This is a genomic window from Herbiconiux liukaitaii (assembly GCF_041927495.1).
Taxonomy (GTDB): domain Bacteria; phylum Actinomycetota; class Actinomycetes; order Actinomycetales; family Microbacteriaceae; genus Herbiconiux; species Herbiconiux liukaitaii.
The window spans coordinates 91,797-106,900 of sequence record NZ_JBHFHG010000007.1 but is presented as its reverse complement, the minus strand read 5'-3'; the positions used below and the strand labels follow the sequence as shown (position 1 = coordinate 106,900).

Annotated in this window: 15 protein-coding genes; 11 read left to right on the top strand and 4 right to left on the bottom strand. The window is 70.7% G+C overall.

Annotated elements, in window-relative coordinates; all coding sequences use genetic code 11:
• Positions 1 to 4: 4 nt before the first annotated feature.
• The 4 genes from ACEXQC_RS14890 (at position 5) to panC (ending at position 3,928) form a co-directional block, all read left to right on the top strand.
• Positions 5 to 508 carry a PH domain-containing protein gene (locus ACEXQC_RS14890; RefSeq protein WP_374823956.1) on the top strand — a complete coding sequence of 168 codons (504 nt, stop codon included), beginning with the start codon at positions 5 to 7 and terminating at the stop codon, positions 506 to 508.
• The gene (locus ACEXQC_RS14885) at positions 505 to 2,217 is read left to right on the top strand and encodes a PH domain-containing protein (RefSeq protein WP_374823953.1); all 1,713 of its coding nucleotides are present in this window, start codon (positions 505 to 507) and stop codon (positions 2,215 to 2,217) included. Before ACEXQC_RS14890 ends, ACEXQC_RS14885 begins: the two co-directional genes overlap by 4 nt.
• A complete protein-coding gene (locus ACEXQC_RS14880) occupies positions 2,214 to 2,918 on the top strand; it encodes a Rossmann-like and DUF2520 domain-containing protein (protein ID WP_374823950.1) in 705 nt (234 codons plus the stop codon). The genes ACEXQC_RS14885 and ACEXQC_RS14880 overlap by 4 nt, the downstream gene beginning before the upstream one ends.
• Before the next feature lie 104 nt (positions 2,919 to 3,022).
• Positions 3,023 to 3,928 (top strand): pantoate--beta-alanine ligase, encoded by a 906-nt coding sequence (panC, locus tag ACEXQC_RS14875; RefSeq protein ID WP_374824871.1) that lies wholly within the window; start codon positions 3,023 to 3,025, stop codon positions 3,926 to 3,928.
• Between the two features lie 54 nt (positions 3,929 to 3,982).
• On the opposite strand, the gene ACEXQC_RS14870 is transcribed toward panC, so the two are convergent.
• The gene (locus tag ACEXQC_RS14870) at positions 3,983 to 4,903 is read right to left on the bottom strand and encodes a LysM peptidoglycan-binding domain-containing protein (RefSeq protein ID WP_374823947.1); all 921 of its coding nucleotides are present in this window, start codon (positions 4,901 to 4,903) and stop codon (positions 3,983 to 3,985) included.
• Positions 4,904 to 4,980: 77 nt separating this feature from the next.
• Between ACEXQC_RS14870 and lysS the strand changes: the two genes are divergently transcribed.
• The 4 genes from lysS to cls all read left to right on the top strand — a co-directional run bounded on the left by lysS (position 4,981) and on the right by cls (position 8,547).
• A complete protein-coding gene (gene lysS / locus ACEXQC_RS14865) occupies positions 4,981 to 6,561 on the top strand; it encodes a lysine--tRNA ligase (RefSeq protein WP_374823944.1) in 1,581 nt (526 codons plus the stop codon).
• 45 nt (positions 6,562 to 6,606) lie between these two features.
• A complete protein-coding gene (locus ACEXQC_RS14860; RefSeq protein WP_374823941.1) occupies positions 6,607 to 6,831 on the top strand; it encodes a hypothetical protein in 225 nt (74 codons plus the stop codon).
• Between the two features lie 15 nt (positions 6,832 to 6,846).
• Positions 6,847 to 7,029 (top strand): hypothetical protein, encoded by a 183-nt coding sequence (locus ACEXQC_RS14855; RefSeq protein WP_374823938.1) that lies wholly within the window; start codon positions 6,847 to 6,849, stop codon positions 7,027 to 7,029.
• A 69-nt stretch (positions 7,030 to 7,098) separates the two neighbouring features.
• A complete protein-coding gene (gene cls / locus ACEXQC_RS14850) occupies positions 7,099 to 8,547 on the top strand; it encodes a cardiolipin synthase (protein ID WP_374824868.1) in 1,449 nt (482 codons plus the stop codon).
• Positions 8,548 to 8,575: 28 nt separating this feature from the next.
• On the opposite strand, the gene ACEXQC_RS14845 is transcribed toward cls, so the two are convergent.
• Positions 8,576 to 9,610 (bottom strand): pirin family protein, encoded by a 1,035-nt coding sequence (locus ACEXQC_RS14845; protein WP_374823935.1) that lies wholly within the window; start codon positions 9,608 to 9,610, stop codon positions 8,576 to 8,578.
• A 175-nt stretch (positions 9,611 to 9,785) separates the two neighbouring features.
• On the opposite strand from ACEXQC_RS14845, the gene ACEXQC_RS14840 reads away from it, so the two are divergent.
• From ACEXQC_RS14840 to ACEXQC_RS14830, 3 genes are all read left to right on the top strand, one after another.
• Positions 9,786 to 12,314, top strand: a complete 2,529-nt coding sequence (locus ACEXQC_RS14840; protein ID WP_374823932.1) for an ATP-dependent Clp protease ATP-binding subunit — start codon at positions 9,786 to 9,788, stop codon at positions 12,312 to 12,314.
• A 112-nt stretch (positions 12,315 to 12,426) separates the two neighbouring features.
• A complete protein-coding gene (locus tag ACEXQC_RS14835) occupies positions 12,427 to 12,942 on the top strand; it encodes an amino-acid N-acetyltransferase (RefSeq protein ID WP_374823929.1) in 516 nt (171 codons plus the stop codon).
• Positions 12,942 to 13,205 carry a hypothetical protein gene (locus tag ACEXQC_RS14830; protein ID WP_374823926.1) on the top strand — a complete coding sequence of 88 codons (264 nt, stop codon included), beginning with the start codon at positions 12,942 to 12,944 and terminating at the stop codon, positions 13,203 to 13,205. The genes ACEXQC_RS14835 and ACEXQC_RS14830 overlap by 1 nt, the downstream gene beginning before the upstream one ends.
• On the opposite strand, the gene ACEXQC_RS14825 is transcribed toward ACEXQC_RS14830, so the two are convergent.
• Complete coding sequence (locus ACEXQC_RS14825; RefSeq protein WP_374823924.1) at positions 13,187 to 14,686, bottom strand: AAA family ATPase; 1,500 nt, start codon at positions 14,684 to 14,686, stop codon at positions 13,187 to 13,189. The genes ACEXQC_RS14830 and ACEXQC_RS14825 overlap by 19 nt on opposite strands.
• Positions 14,687 to 14,725: 39 nt before the next feature.
• A complete protein-coding gene (locus tag ACEXQC_RS14820) occupies positions 14,726 to 15,064 on the bottom strand; it encodes a TraR/DksA family transcriptional regulator (protein ID WP_374823921.1) in 339 nt (112 codons plus the stop codon).
• Positions 15,065 to 15,104 lie beyond the last annotated feature (40 nt).

Sequence of the window (15,104 nt, the reverse complement as noted above, 5' to 3'; positions counted from 1 at the left end):
CATCGTGACCGACCCCGAGGTGGGAACGCGTTCGCCGGCCGGCTTCGAGAGCGGCGAGTGGCAGCGGGTGAGCCCCAAGTACCTCGGCGTCGAACTGGTCTCGAGCGCCATCGGCGCACTCGTGCTGTGCGGCATCACCGTGCCCTTCATCATGCTGGGAACGTGGTTCGGCTGGCCCGCCCTGGCCGCAGCCGTCGTGATCGGCGTGCTCACGCTCGCCTTCGCCCCCCGCCGGGTGCGTTCGATCGGGTACCGGCTGCGGGCCGACGACCTGGTCTTCCGCCGGGGCATCATGTTCCACCGCGTCGTCTCGGTGCCGTACGGCCGCATGCAGCTCATCGACGTGAACCGCGGCCCCGTGGCGCGCGCGCTCGGGCTCGCCGAGCTCAAGTTCGTGACCGCAGCGGCGGCCACGGGGGTCTCCATCCCCGGGATCGCCGAGGCCGAGGCGGATGCGCTGCGCGACCGGCTCGTGGAGCTGGCCGAGTCGCGGCGCGTCGGGCTGTGACCGACCCCGCCTCCACCCCCGCCCCGCGCGACGACCTCGCCGACGGCGAGTGGCACCGCCTGCACCCCGCCACCCCGTTGCTCCGTGGCGGCATCGCGCTGCTCGCGGTGCTCGGTTTCGCCCTCGCCAACTTCCGCGAGCGACTCGTCGAGCTGCTCTTCGGCGGATCCTCCCTGCCCGATGACCCGTTCCAGACCGCCTACGAGCGCGGCCACCTCGGCTGGGTCGGCGCTGCGGTCGTCATCGGCCTCGTGCTGGGCGTCGCCGGCTTCTATGCCTCGTGGCGCATGCACACCTTCCGGGTGGGCGACGACGTCGTGGAGGTGAAGAGCGGCATCCTCTTCCGCACCCACCGCCGTGCGCGACTCGATCGGATCCAGGGCGTCGCCATCTCGCGTCCGCTCTTCGCGAGGCTCTTCGGCGCAGCCAAGCTCGACGTGAGCGTGGCCGGTCAGGATGCGAAGGTGCAGCTCTCCTACCTCGGCTCCGCCGACGCCGATCGGCTGCGGCGCGAGGTGCTGCTGCTTGCCTCGGGGGTGCAGGCCACGGAGCGGCCGACGGCGGGTGGCGCGGCACCGTCGGTGCAGGGCCTGGACAGCGCAGACGCAGACGCGGGCGCGGGCTCGGGCTCGGGCGCAGCCGTGGGGGCGAGTGCAGGCGCAGGCCAGGGCGCCGACCCGCAGGCCCCGGGCATCGTGAATCAGCGGATGCGCGAGCTGCTCGCACCCGAGCTCGATCCGTCGATCGCGGCGCCGGAGTCGATCGTGCGCATCCCGCCCGGCCGCCTCATCGCCTCGCTCCTGCTCAGCGGTGTCACCGTAGCGATCCTCGTGGCCGCAGTCGCCGTGGTGGTGGCGGGGTTCACGGGCCGGCAGGAGTTCGTGGTGTTCCTGCTCATCCCCGGGGCCCTCGCGGCGGGCGGGTACTACGTCAACCGCTTCACGAAGTCGCTCCGCTACAGCATCGCCGGCACCTCCGACGGGGTTCGGATCGGCTACGGCCTGCTCTCGACGAGCAACGACACCCTGCCGCCCGGTCGCATCCACGCCGTCGAGGTGAGCCAGCCCCTGCTCTGGCGAGCGAGCGGCTGGTGGACCGTGCGGATCAACCGGGCGGGCGCCGCGGGGGAGGGCAGCGCCCAGGCCAGCACCACCATGCTGCCCGTCGGCACGATCGACGACGTGAGCAAGGTGCTCGGCCTCCTGCTGCCTGGCCTCGCGGGGGAGCATACGCGTGAGCTCGTGCTCGCGGGACTCGTGGCGAAGAGGGGTGAGGGCTTCGTGGGAGTGCCGGGGAGGTCGTGGCCCTACCAGCCGCTCTCGTGGCGGCGCACCGGGTTCGCCACCACGGATGACGCCGTGCTGCTGCGCTCTGGCCTCATCTGGCGCCACCTGTCGATCGTGCCGTTCGCCCGCATGCAGAGCCTGCGCCTCACCGACGGGCCGCTTTTGCGGGCGCTCCGCCTCGTGGAGCTCACGGTGCACACGGTGGCGGGCCCCGTTCGCTCGAGGATCGCCGCGGTCGACCGCGACGACGGAGCCGAGGCGTTCGAGCAGTGGGGCCGCAGCGCCGTACGCGCCGCCGACACAGACCCCACCGACCCCACCCTCCGCCGCGCGACCCCACCCGCCACCCCGCCCGCGGCTTCAGGCTTGCCCGACGCCCAGCTCGGGGCCGGCACCGGCGAGAACGAAGGAGAGACGCGATGAGGCCCTCGGAACGCAGCGGGCGGCTCGGGATCGGGATCATCGGCGCAGGCCGCGTGGGGCCCGTGCTCGGTGCAGCGCTCGCCGGTGCCGGCCACGCCGTGGTGGGAATCTCGGCCATCTCCGAGTCGAGCCGCGACCGCGCCGAGGCGATGCTGCCGGGAGTGCCCGTGCTCACGATCCCCGAGATCGTCGAGCGCAGCGAGCTCGTGCTGCTCGCCGTGCCCTCGGCCGAGCTGCCCGCCCTCATCGCGGGCCTCGCCGAGACCTCCACCTGGCAGATGGGGCAGCTCGTGCTGCACACGGCCGCGGAGTACGGCATCGACGTGTTCGCTCCCGCTCGCACCGCCGGGGTCATCCCGCTGGCCGTGCACCCGGCGATGTCGTTCACCGGCACGAGCATCGACGTGGCCCGCCTCGCCGGAGCCCACTTCGCGGTCACCGCGCCCGCCCCCGTGCTGCCGATCGCGCAGGCCCTCGTGGTCGAGATGGGCGGCGAGCCCGTGGTCGTCGCCGAGGAGGACCGCCGTGCCTACGCCGAGGCCATCGAGACCGCCACGACCTTCTCCACGGCGATCGTCGACCAGGCCACGAGCCTGCTGGCCGGCATCGGCATCGACGATCCTGGCCGGGTGCTCGCGCCCCTCGTGCGCTCCGCCGTCGACAACGCCCTCGCCCGCGCCGGCGGGATCGCCCCCGCGTGAGCCACCCGCGCACGAGCCGGTAACATCGTCGTGGCGACCGGCACCACGCGGCCGCCTGCACCATCACCCTGCACAGCCAAGGAGTCCCGGTGACCGAAGCCTCCATGGCCGCCCGCCCGTCTGCATCGCGCCCGGCTGCATCCAGTCCGTCCGCAGCCCCCACGGTCGTCACGACCATCGCCGAGGTGCGGGCCGCCATCGCCGACCGCCGGGCCGCCGGCCCGCTGCGCGTGGCCCTCGTGCCCACCATGGGCGCCCTGCACACCGGCCACGTCGCCCTCGTGGAGCGCGCGGCCGAGGTGGCCGACCTCGTGGTGGTCTCCGTCTTCGTGAACCCCCTGCAGTTCAGCGACCCGTCCGATCTCGACCGCTACCCGCGCGACCTCGACGCCGACATCCAGGCCCTCACGGGCCACGGGGCCGACCTCGTCTTCGCCCCCGAGGTCGACGAGCTCTACCCGCGCGGCCTCACCGCCACTCGAGTCACGGCCGGTCGCATCGGCGGTCTGTTCGAGGGCCGCAGCCGCCCAGGGCACTTCGACGGCGTGCTCACGGTCGTGGCGAAGCTCATCCACAGCGTGGGGCCCGACGTGGTGCTGTTCGGGCAGAAGGATGCGCAGCAGGTCTTCCTCGTGCAGCAGATGGTCACCGACCTCGACATGCCCGTGCGCGTCGAGGTGGTCGAGACCGTGCGCGACGACGACGAGCTCGCGCTCTCGAGCCGCAACCGCTTCCTCGACGAGCGGGAGCGCCGCGCCGCCGTGACCCTGCCGCACGTGCTCGAGGCCGCCGAGTCGGCCTCCGACCGCGGCATCGACGCCGTGCTCGCGGCCGCCCAGTCGGCGGCCATGGGGGAGCAGCTCGTGGAGCTCGACTACCTCGCCATCGTGCACCCCGACACGTTCCTGCCCGTCGACGACGGGTACACGGGCCGGGCCACGGTCATCATCGCCGCGACCGTGGGCGACACCCGCCTCATCGACAACGCCTCGATCTACCTCGGCGCCTGAGCCCGCCCGGCCTGGGCCCCGGTGCCTGAGCCCGTGGCGCCTGGAAGCGCAGCGTCAGCGCGCAGCAGGGGAGAGGTTCAGCGTCTCGCCCGCGGCGACCTCCACGTCGTCGAGCACCCCGCCCTGCCCGATGCGGCCCGCGTTGAGGTAGAGGATCGCCTGCTCCGACACCCCGAACCGCTCCGCGATCTGCGAGAGAGTGTCGCCCTCCTCCACCACGTACGACGTGAGGCGGCCCTCCTCGTCCGAGACCGCCTCGCCCGTGGCGCCCGCGCGGATGCCCGAGTCCTCGGTGTCGGGCACATCCTGGGGCGTCAGCCACTCGAGGTCGGCGATCGCCACCGTGTCGCCGTAGCAGCCGGCGGGCAGGGTCGACGGATCGGCGACCGCGTACACGACGGCCTGGTCGAGGAAGCTCGGATCCCCGCTCGGCAGCTCGTCCATGGGCCCCATGGGCGTGCGCTGCTCGGCGTCGCCCGTGGGCGGCGCGGGCTGGAACGAGTAGCCCGCGGTGTCGTAGCAGCCGATCTCGCCGATGGGCTCGGAGAGCAGGGTGAGCTGCACGGGGCGCTCACCGAGCGCGGCCCCGTCGAGGGCGAAGTCGGAGAGCACGATCTCCACGTTGCGCTCGGCATCGGTGACGATCGCGATGTTGCCCACCACGGCGCCCTCGGGGGAGTCGAAGGTGCCCGTGGCGAGCACGGCGTTGCCCGGCAGCGGTTCGGGCGCCCACGTGGTGGCGCCGCCCTCGCCTGCACTGTCAGCGTCGGCACCGTCTGCGTCCGCACCACCCCCGTCTGCACTGCCCTCGTCGGCCGGCGCCGCTGCGCTCGCCTCGGGCGGGGCGACCGTGCCGGCGACCGTCGATCCGGTGTCGCCCGCACCACCCGTGCAGGCCGTGAGCAGCAGCGCGCTCGCCGCCACGATGCCCGCGAGCAGAGTCGCGCGGTGCCTCGAGCGCCTCTCCGCAGTCATCCCACGACGATAGCCGATGCCCTTCGCCACCGCCCCTGCCGGGTACACTGGGCCCGACTTCAAGGAGACCCTTCGGAATGACCGCAGCACCCGCCGAGAACACCCCGTCCGCCCCGGTCGCCGCCGAGGCGGGCAGCGCCATCGACGACGCGGCCGCAGAGGCCCGCGCCGCCGAGGAGCTCGCCGCCGCCGAGGCGGAGGTCTCCGAGCAGAAGGCCGTGCGGCTCGCCAAGCGCGACAAGCTCAACGACTCCGGCGCCGAGGCGTATCCCGTTGCCGTGCCGATCACCACCACCATCCCGGCCGTGCGCGCGCAGTGGGGCCACCTCGCCGCCGACGAGGTCTCGGGCGAGACGGTCGGCATCGCGGGCCGCGTGGTCTTCCTCCGCAACACCGGCAAGCTCTGCTTCGTCTCGCTGCAGTCGGGCGACGGCACGCGCATCCAGGCCATGCTCTCGCTCGCGAACGTGGGCGAGGAGTCGCTCGCCGACTTCAAGGAACTCGTCGACCTCGGCGACCACCTGTTCGTGGCCGGCGAGGTCATCTCGTCGCGCCGCGGCGAGCTGAGCATCATGGCCACGGAGTGGAAGATCGCCTCGAAGGCCATCCTGCCGTTGCCGAACCTGCACTCGGAGCTCTCCGAGGAGACGCGCATGCGCAACCGCTACCTCGACCTCATCGTGCGCGACCAGGCCCGCCAGGTGGTGCGCACGCGCGCCGAGACCATGGCTTCGCTCCGCCGCACTTTCAGCGAGCGGCAGTACCTCGAGGTCGAGACGCCCATGCTGCAGACCATGCACGGGGGAGCTGCGGCCCGCCCCTTCTCCACCCACTCCAACGCGTTCGACACCGAGCTGTTCCTGCGCATCGCCCCCGAGCTGTTCCTCAAGCGCGCCGTGGTGGGCGGCATCGACCGGGTGTTCGAGATCAACCGCAACTTCCGCAACGAGGGCGCCGACTCCACCCACAGCCCCGAGTTCGCCATGCTCGAGGCCTACGAGGCCTACGGCGACTACACCTCCATCGCCGAGCTCACGCAGACGCTCATCCAGAACGCCGCGCTCGCCGTGGCCGGTTCGCACGTGGTCACGTGGGCCGACGGCACCGAGTACGACCTCGGCGGCGAGTGGGATCGCATCAGCATGTACGGCTCGCTCTCCGAGGCGGCCGGAGTCGAGATCACGCCCGCCACGGGGGTCGCCGAGCTGCTCGAGCTCGCCGAGCGCGAGGGCGTGGAGGTGCACCTGCCGAACCACGGCAAGCTCGTGGAGGAGCTGTGGGAGCACTTCGTGAAGGGCGGCCTCACCCGCCCCACGTTCGTGCTCGACTTCCCGGTGGAGACGAGCCCCCTCACCCGCGCCCACCGCAGCATCGACGGCGTGGTCGAGAAGTGGGATCTGTACATCCGCGGCTTCGAGCTGGCCACCGGCTACTCCGAGCTCGTCGACCCTGTAATCCAGCGCGAGCGCTTCGTGGAGCAGGCCAGGCAGGGTGCCGCGGGAGACGACGAGGCCATGCGCCTCGACGAGGAGTTCCTGCGCGCACTCGAGTTCGGCATGCCCCCCTCGGGCGGCATGGGCATGGGCATCGACCGGCTGCTCATGGCCCTCACGGGTCTCGGCATCCGCGAGACGATCCTGTTCCCCCTGGTCAAGTGAGCCGGCCGGTAGCCGCTTCGGCGCGTCGGCGGGGAGAATGAGGGCATGAGCTTTCTCGGTGGCGCCAAGCCCGATCCGTTCGAACCAGGCAAGACCGAGCGCGAGAACAAGCAGAAGGCGGCCGAGCAGGCCGGCGGCAAGCCCCCCGCCGACGAGAACGACCCCCGCAAGCCCACCATGACGCGAGTGGCCATCTGGCTCGTGGCCGGAGGCTTCGGCCTCTACCTCCTCGGCTCCGGGATCTTCCAGCTCATCACCCAGGGTGGGTGACGTATCCTTGACGCGATGAACGACTTCTGGCCCGCGATCTACGCCGTGACCCCCACCATCCTGCTCGGTGTGGTGTTCTGGTTCATCATGCGATCCGTCATCAGGGCCGACAAGTCCGAGCGCAAGGCGCTCGCCAGGGTCGAGGCCGAGGAGCGCGCACGACTCGGACTGCCCGTGGAGAAGACCGCCGCCGAGTAGCCGCTACGGTATCCCTGTGGGCAGAGGGCCCAGGGGGAGGCCGACGTGTCGAGTGTGGATGTGGCCGCGATGGTGGCCCTCGTGCTCCTCGCACTCGACCTGGTGCTCCGCGTGATCGCGGTCATCGTGGTGCCACGCAACCGGAGACCCTCCACGGGCATCGCCTGGCTCATGGCCATCTTCGTGCTGCCGTTCGCGGGATTCCTGCTGTTCCTGCTCATCGGCAGCTACAAGCTCCCGAAGGCCAGGCGCGACAAGCAGCACGCCATCAACGAGTTCATCATCGAGACCACAGAGGGCATCGAGCGGGTCAGCGACGACCACCCGTGGCCGCCATGGTTCAAGAACGTCGTGGAGCTCAATCGCACCCTCGGCGCCATGCCCCTCGTGGGCGGCAACGACGCCACCCTGCTCGGGGAGTACGACGAGTCGATCCGCCGCATGACCGAGGACATCGACAACGCGCACCGCTACGTGCACGCCGAGTTCTACATCCTCTCGTACGACGCCACCACGAAGCCCTTCTTCGAGGCGCTCGCCGCGGCCGTCAAGCGCGGCGTCACCGTGCGTGTGCTGCTCGACCACATCGCCTCGGTGCGGGCACCCGGTCACCGCAAGACGGCGAAGATGCTCGACGCGGCGGGCGTCAAATGGCACTACATGCTCCCGGTGCAGCCGCTCAAGGGCAAATGGCAACGGCCGGATCTGCGCAACCACCGCAAGATCCTCGTGGTCGACGGCGAGGTGGCCTACATGGGGTCGCAGAACGTGGTCGACCGCAGCTACAACAAGCCCTCCAACCTCAGGCGCGGCCTCAAGTGGAAAGACCTCATGACCCGCCTCGAGGGGCCGATCGTGACGGGCATCAACGCCATCTTCATCACCGACTGGTACAGCGAGTCGAACGAGCTGCTGCTGCGCGAGACCCGCGCCATCACCGACGAGATCATCGACAAGGATCCGCAGGCGCTCGACATGCAGGTCGTGCCGTCCGGCCCCGGATTCGAGGGCGAGAACAACCTGCGCTTGTTCCTCTCGCTGCTCTACGCCGCCCAGAAGCGCATCATCATCACGAGCCCCTACTTCGTGCCCGATGACGCCATGCTCTACGCCATCACCACCGCCACCCAGCGCGGGCTCGTGGTGGAGCTCTTCGTCTCCGAGATCGGTGACCAGGCGCTCGTCTACCACGCTCAGCGCTCGTACTACGAGGTGCTGCTGCGCGCCGGAGTGCGCATCTACATGTACCAGGCGCCGTACATCCTGCACTCGAAGCACTTCACGATCGACGACGACGTGGCCGTGATCGGCTCGAGCAACATGGACATGCGCTCGTTCAGCCTCAACATGGAGGTCTCGCTCATGGTGCGCGGCCGCACGTTCGTCGACGCGATGCGGACGGTCGAAGACGGCTACCGTGCGGTGAGCCGCGAGCTCACGCTCGAGGAGTGGCACAAGCAGCCGCTCCGCTCCACCATCCTCGACAACCTCGCCCGCCTCACCTCCGCCATCCAGTAGCCTCCCCCCCCCGGGGCTGGGCGCGAGGCTAGGTGCGGGGTTTGAGGCGCACCGTGGGGAGCTCGGGGGCCGGCAGGGGGCTTCCCGCGAAGTGGTGGTCGGTGGCGCCGAAGCGGGCGGGCTCCGGATGCGCCGCGTCGGGTGCGGTGCGGTCGGCGGGCGCGGGCGCGAGGCCTGCCTCGTGCTGCCAGGCGGCGCGGTAGGCCACGATCTCGTCGTGGGAGCGGCCCACGAAGTTCCACCACATGAGGATGTGCTCGTCGAGCGGCGCCCCTCCGATGAGCAGCAGACGCACGCCGCCGGCACCCGCATCGGCGCCGGCTTCGAGGCTCACGGCATCGCGACCGAGACCCATGTACGCCAGCTCGGTGCGGGCCACCTCGGTGCCCGCCACGAACGCAGGCCCCGCATCCACGAGCACGCCGTACTCGAAGGAGGGGTCGAGCGGCAGCTCGCAGCGACCGCCGGCGGGCAGCACGATCTCGGCGGCCACGAGGGGAGTGAACGTCGTGGCGTCGACTCGGGATCCCGCGAGCTCGCCCAGGAAGACGCCCGCGCGCGCGTCGCCGACATCCGTCCACTCCGCTGCGCGGTTCTCGAAGAACGGATCGACCTCGCGCGAGCCCTCGGGGAGCGCCACCCACAGCTGCACGCCGTGCAGGGTGGAGGTGGCCTCGGTGGAGACCTCGGAGTGCGAGATGCCGTGGCCAGCCGTCATGAGGTTGAGCTCGCCCGGCCGCACGAACGCGTGGCTGCCCACGCTGTCGCGGTGCTCGATCTCGCCCTCGAACAGCCAGCTCACGGTCTGCAGGCCGGTGTGCGGATGCGGCGGCACCACCATGCCGCCCGTCACCGAGACATCCGAGGGTCCGTAGTGGTCGACGAAGCACCACGCTCCGATGAGGGTGCGGGCGCGGCTCGGCAGCGTGCGGTGCACGGTCATGGCACGCGGACCGCCGAGCGGCACCTCGCGCGGCGCGATGATCTGCACGGGGGAGGCGCCCGCCTCGACGGCGTCGCAGGTCACCTCGGTCTCGCGCGGCTCGACCTCGAGGTTGCTCATGCCGCCATCCTAGGCACGGGATCGCCCGCAGCCATCGCCCTCTCGCTCCCTGCTCCGCTGCGATCCACGAGTGGTATCACGCCCACGGCGAACAGGGGCTGTCGGGCCCCTGTTCGCTGGCTAGTCTCTTCGTAACGGTCGCCATCCACCTGCCCTGGCGACCAGGGAGACTGACATGTTTGAGAGATTCACCGACCGAGCCCGTCGTGTCGTCGTCTTGGCGCAAGAAGAAGCCAAGATGCTCAACCACAACTACATCGGCACCGAGCACATCCTGCTCGGTCTCATCCACGAGGGCGAGGGTGTCGCTGCCAAGGCGCTCGAGTCGCTGAACATCTCGCTCGACGCCGTGCGCGAGCAGGTCCAGGACATCATCGGCCAGGGCCAGCAGCAGCCCACGGGGCACATCCCCTTCACGCCGCGTGCCAAGAAGGTGCTCGAGCTCTCGCTCCGCGAGGCCCTGCAGCTCGGCCACAACTACATCGGCACCGAGCACATCCTGCTCGGGCTCATCCGCGAGGGCGAGGGCGTCGCAGCCCAGGTGCTCGTGAAGCTGGGCGCCGACCTCAACCGGGTGCGCCAGCAGGTCATCCAGCTGCTCTCCGGCTACCAGGGCAAGGAGCAGGTCGCCGTCGGCGGCAACGACCAGGCCCCCGACAAGGGATCCCAGATCCTCGACCAGTTCGGGCGCAACCTCACGCAGGCCGCGCGCGACAACAAGCTCGACCCCGTGATCGGCCGCGAGAAGGAGATCGAGCGGGTCATGCAGATCCTCTCGCGCCGCTCCAAGAACAACCCCGTGCTGATCGGTGAGCCCGGCGTCGGCAAGACCGCCGTGGTCGAGGGCCTCGCCCAGGCCATCGTGCGCGGAGACGTGCCCGAGACGCTCAAGGACAAGCAGCTCTACACGCTCGACCTCGGTTCGCTCATCGCCGGCAGCCGCTACCGCGGTGACTTCGAGGAGCGCCTGAAGAAGGTCACCAAGGAGATCCGCACCCGCGGCGACATCATCACCTTCATCGACGAGATCCACACCCTCGTGGGCGCCGGTGCGGCCGAGGGCGCCATCGACGCCGCGTCGATCCTCAAGCCGCTGCTCGCCCGCGGTGAGCTGCAGACCATCGGTGCCACCACGCTCGATGAGTACCGCAAGCACTTCGAGAAGGATGCCGCTCTCGAGCGCCGCTTCCAGCCCATCCAGGTCGCCGAGCCGTCGCTGCCCCACGCGATCAACATCCTGAAGGGCCTCCGCGACAAGTACGAGGCGTTCCACAAGGTGTCGATCACGGATGGCGCGATCGTGGCCGCCGCGAACCTCGCCGACCGCTACGTGCAGGACCGCTTCCTGCCCGACAAGGCGATCGACCTGATCGACGAGGCCGGCGCACGCCTGCGCCTCTCGATCCTCTCGGCCCCGCCGGAGCTGCGCGAGTTCGACGAGCGCATCGCCGCCGTGCGCGGCCAGAAGGAGGCCGCGATCGAGGATCAGGACTTCGAGAAGGCCGCCTCGCTCCGCGACGAGGAGAAGAACCTGCTCGGTGAGCGTCTTCGTCTCGAGAAGCAGTGGAAGGCCGGAGACGTGCAGACGTCCGGCATCGTCGACGAGGGCCTGATCGCCGAGGTGCTGGCCCAGGCCACGGGCATCCCGGTGTTCAAGCTCACCGAGGAGGAGTCGGCTCGCCTCGTGTTCATGGAGAAGGCCCTGCACCAGCGGGTCATCGGTCAGAACGAGGCCATCGCCGCACTGTCGCGCACGATCCGTCGTACGCGTGCCGGCCTCAAGGACCCGAAGCGCCCCTCGGGCTCGTTCATCTTCGCCGGCCCCACGGGTGTCGGTAAGACCGAGCTCGCCAAGGCGCTCGCCGAGTTCCTCTTCGACGACGAGAACGCACTCATCTCGCTCGACATGTCGGAGTACGGCGAGAAGCACACCGTCTCGCGGCTCTTCGGTGCCCCTCCCGGGTTCGTCGGCTTCGAGGAGGGCGGCCAGCTCACCGAGAAGGTGCGCCGCAAGCCGTTCTCCGTGGTGCTGTTCGACGAGATCGAGAAGGCCCACCCCGACATCTTCAACTCGCTGCTCCAGGTGCTGGAGGAAGGCCGCCTCACGGACGGCCAGGGTCGAGTGGTCGACTTCAAGAACACGGTCATCATCATGACGACCAACCTCGGCACGAAGGACATCACGGGCTCGCCCATCGGTTTCCAGGTGTCGGGCAACGAGGCGACCTCGTACGACCGCATGAAGGCGAAGGTCTCGGAGGAGCTGAAGAAGAACTTCAAGCCGGAGTTCCTCAACCGCGTCGACGACACGATCGTGTTCCCGCAGCTCAACAAGGTCGAGCTGCTGCAGATCGTCGATCTCTTCGTCAAGCGCCTGCGCGACCGTCTGCTCGACCGCGACATGACGATCGAGCTCACGGTGCCCGCCAAGGAGCGCCTCATCGAGGTCGGGTTCGACCCGTCGCTCGGTGCCCGGCCGCTGCGTCGTGCCATCCAGCACGAGGTGGAGGACCAGCTCTCCGAGCGCATCCTGCAGGGTGAGCTCAACGCGGGCGACCACGTGCACGTCGACTTCATCGACGGCAAGTTCGTGTTCACGCAGACCTCGCGGGAGCCCGTCGCAATCGGCGCCGGTGCCATCACGGGCGCCGACTCCCAGGCCTCCGCGGCAGCAGCCGCGGCCGCCCTGGGCGATCTCGACTAGCACTCAGCACCACCCCTCGAGGGGCCGGCCACTTCGGTGGTCGGCCCTTCGTCGTCTCTGAGGGTCCCTCCGCCGTCCGTTCGCCGTGCCCGGCCGGGATTACGCTGGGGGGATGAGTTCGAGTAAGGCGCCCGTGACCGTAAGGCGGGCGCGCACCAGCGATGTCCCGTGGATCCAGTCAGTGGTGGAGCCCCTGGTGCAGCGACGCATCCTGCTCGGCAAGGACGCCGTGGTGTTCTACGAGGCCGTGCAGGAGTTCCGCATCGCGGAGACCGCCGACGGCACCCCCGTGGGCTGCGGCGCCCTGCACGTGTTCTGGGAGGACCTCGGCGAGGTGCGCACTCTCGCCGTGCACGAGGACTGGCTCGGCCGCGGCGTGGGCCGTGCCCTGCTCGAGCGCATCGAGGCGGATGCGATCGAACTCGGCCTCTCGCGCCTGTTCTGCCTCACGTTCGAAGTGCCGTTCTTCGAACGCAACGGCTACACCGCCTCACCGCTGGCCCTCGTGGAGCCCGAGGTCTACGCCGAACTCGTGCGCTCGCCGGACGAAGGCGTGGCGGAGTTCCTCGACCTCGCCCGCGTCAAGCCGAACACCCTCGGCAACACCCGCATGCTGAAGCACCTCTGATGAGCGACGAAGCACAGAGGAAGAGCTTCAACCAGCGCCTGCGCGACCGCTACTTCGGCCGACGGGGCGCGGCTGCGGAGGCGGGTGAGGTGTCGGATCCGGACACCGTGCTCACCAAGTCGAACCAGATGGGCTTCTTCGGTCGTGTGCAGCGGCCGGGCGGGTTCGACACCCCTCCCGACGAGCCGATCGAGTTCGAAGGGCCTCTGCCGTGGGAGCTCCGCGGCGAGGGCGACGGGGACGATCAGGGCTCGAAGGTCTGACCCGAGAGGGGTGCGTAGGCGGTCCAGCTGCCGCCGTGCGATGTGCTCGTCTCGTGCACGTGCTGGTGCACGCCGGGGCCCGCAGCGCCGGCACGGCCTCCGCCGGCGCCGCTGCCTCCGCCGCCGAGGAGGCTGCGGGTGAGGTGGGCGCTCGCGTCGAGCAGGCCGTTGAGGGCCGCGGCGAGGTCGGCGTCGGTGACCTCGCGCGACTCCTCGGCCGCGGTGAGCACGGCCCGCCGCACGAGCTCCTTGGCGAACGAGCCCGTGGTGCCCGCGGCCCGATCCGCTGCCGCGTCGAGCGCCTCGGTGCTCAGCGGGAGCCCCGCGGCGTAGCGCCGGAACAACCGTCGTCGGGAGTCGTCGTCGGGCAGCGCCACCTCCACCGCCAGGTCGACCCGCCCCGGCCGCTCGGCCAGGGCGCGCTCGAGCATCTCGACCCGGTTCGTGGTGAGCACGAACGCCACATCCGCGTCTCCGTCGAGCCCGTCCAGGGCGTCGAGCACGGCGAAGAGCAGCGGCTGGGGGCCGTGCAGGCCGCGCTCCTGCGCCACGAGATCGACGTCTTCGAGCACCACGATGGCCGGCTGCATGGCGCGGGCGAGCTCGGCCGCCTCGGTGATGAAGCGGATGCTCGGGCCGGTGAGGAGCACCGCCGTGGTGCCCGGCGTGCGGGTGAGCAGGTGCCGCACGGTGAGGGTCTTGCCTGTGCCGGGCGGGCCGTAGAGCAGCACTCCGCGCTTGAGGTGCTGGCCGGCCTCGAGCAGGCGCTCGCGCTGCTCGCCGACGCCCACCACGTGGCGGGTCACCGACTCGAGCACCCCCGGGGCCAGGATCACGTCATCCGCCGGCACCTGCGGCCGGTGCAGGAAGGTGGCGCCGGCCGCACCGTTGCCGTACTCGTTGCCCGTGAACGAGAGCACCTGCCCGCGCAGCACCGAGAGCGAGAGCATGCGCCGCGAGAACTCGGCGAGAAAGGCGCCCGCCACCTCGGCATCCGCCGAGAGCACCTCGACGGACGCCGAGGAGCGCCCCCGCTCGGGCTTGGCCGCGCGCTGCAGCGCCACCACGGGCCGTCCGTCGACGTGCAGCAGCACGAGGCCGAACGACATCACCCGACGCACGGAATCGGGCCCGTCGGCCACCGACACGTAGTCGACGGGGCCGGGCGCGAAGCGCTGGTGCCGGGATCCGGCCAGGAGCTCGGGCAGGGCGCTCTGGTCGCGCATCTGCCCGCCCGAGACCCCGAGGGGCTCAGCCCCCGACTCCGCCGCGAGCGACGAGAGGGCGAGATCGGCGTCGACGAGGCGGTGGGCCGCGATCTGCTGCGTGATCACCGGCAGCTCGCGGATGGGCACCCCCACGTGCTGCTCCACGAGCTGGCCGAGCGGTGAGAGCCCATCGTCTTCCGCCCGCTCGCGGTGCACCACCTCCTCGAGGAAGGTGCGGAAGGTCTCGATGAAGTCGTGGGTGCTGTCGTCCATGTCGTTCTCCTGTCGTGGATGAGAGAGGGGGAGGCGGCCTCACCGCGGCGAGGCGCACTCCACGCAGAGCGAGGCGGTGGGGCGCACCTCGAGTCGGCCCGGGGCGATCTGCCGCCCGCAGTGCAGGCATCGCCCGTAGCTGCCGTCGTGCACACGCGCGAGCGCGGCATCCGCCTCATCGCGCCGAACTTCAGCGGCGCTCAGCAGCCCCTGGATGCGCGACCACTCGCTCGAGAGGGTGGGCCCCTCCGGATCGTGCTCGTCGTCGTCCGACGCCGACTCGCGCATCCGCCGCAACGACTCCATGGCCACCGTGAGGTCACCGATGTCGGCGAGTGCCTCGGCGTGAGCCCGGTGCAGCGGATCGGTGGAGCTCATGGGGCACACGCTACGCCGCACCGCCGACGCCCGTAACCCG

Bases quoted from the DNA above. Each gene is read 5' to 3' on its own strand.
- ACEXQC_RS14830 (WP_374823926.1), top strand. From the start codon at position 12,942: ATGAGCGACGAAGCACAGAGGAAGAGCTTCAACCAGCGCCTGCGCGAC.
- ACEXQC_RS14870 (WP_374823947.1), bottom strand. From the start codon at position 4,903: ATGACTGCGGAGAGGCGCTCGAGGCACCGCGCGACTCTGCTCGCGGGC.
- ACEXQC_RS14840 (WP_374823932.1), top strand. From the start codon at position 9,786: ATGTTTGAGAGATTCACCGACCGAGCCCGTCGTGTCGTCGTCTTGGCG.
- ACEXQC_RS14845 (WP_374823935.1), bottom strand. From the start codon at position 9,610: ATGAGCAACCTCGAGGTCGAGCCGCGCGAGACCGAGGTGACCTGCGAC.
- ACEXQC_RS14880 (WP_374823950.1), top strand. From the start codon at position 2,214: ATGAGGCCCTCGGAACGCAGCGGGCGGCTCGGGATCGGGATCATCGGC.
- ACEXQC_RS14825 (WP_374823924.1), bottom strand. From the start codon at position 14,686: ATGGACGACAGCACCCACGACTTCATCGAGACCTTCCGCACCTTCCTC.
- cls (WP_374824868.1), top strand. From the start codon at position 7,099: ATGGTGGCCCTCGTGCTCCTCGCACTCGACCTGGTGCTCCGCGTGATC.
- ACEXQC_RS14835 (WP_374823929.1), top strand. From the start codon at position 12,427: ATGAGTTCGAGTAAGGCGCCCGTGACCGTAAGGCGGGCGCGCACCAGC.
- lysS (WP_374823944.1), top strand. From the start codon at position 4,981: ATGACCGCAGCACCCGCCGAGAACACCCCGTCCGCCCCGGTCGCCGCC.
- ACEXQC_RS14860 (WP_374823941.1), top strand. From the start codon at position 6,607: ATGAGCTTTCTCGGTGGCGCCAAGCCCGATCCGTTCGAACCAGGCAAG.
- panC (WP_374824871.1), top strand. From the start codon at position 3,023: ATGGCCGCCCGCCCGTCTGCATCGCGCCCGGCTGCATCCAGTCCGTCC.
- ACEXQC_RS14855 (WP_374823938.1), top strand. From the start codon at position 6,847: ATGAACGACTTCTGGCCCGCGATCTACGCCGTGACCCCCACCATCCTG.
- ACEXQC_RS14820 (WP_374823921.1), bottom strand. From the start codon at position 15,064: ATGAGCTCCACCGATCCGCTGCACCGGGCTCACGCCGAGGCACTCGCC.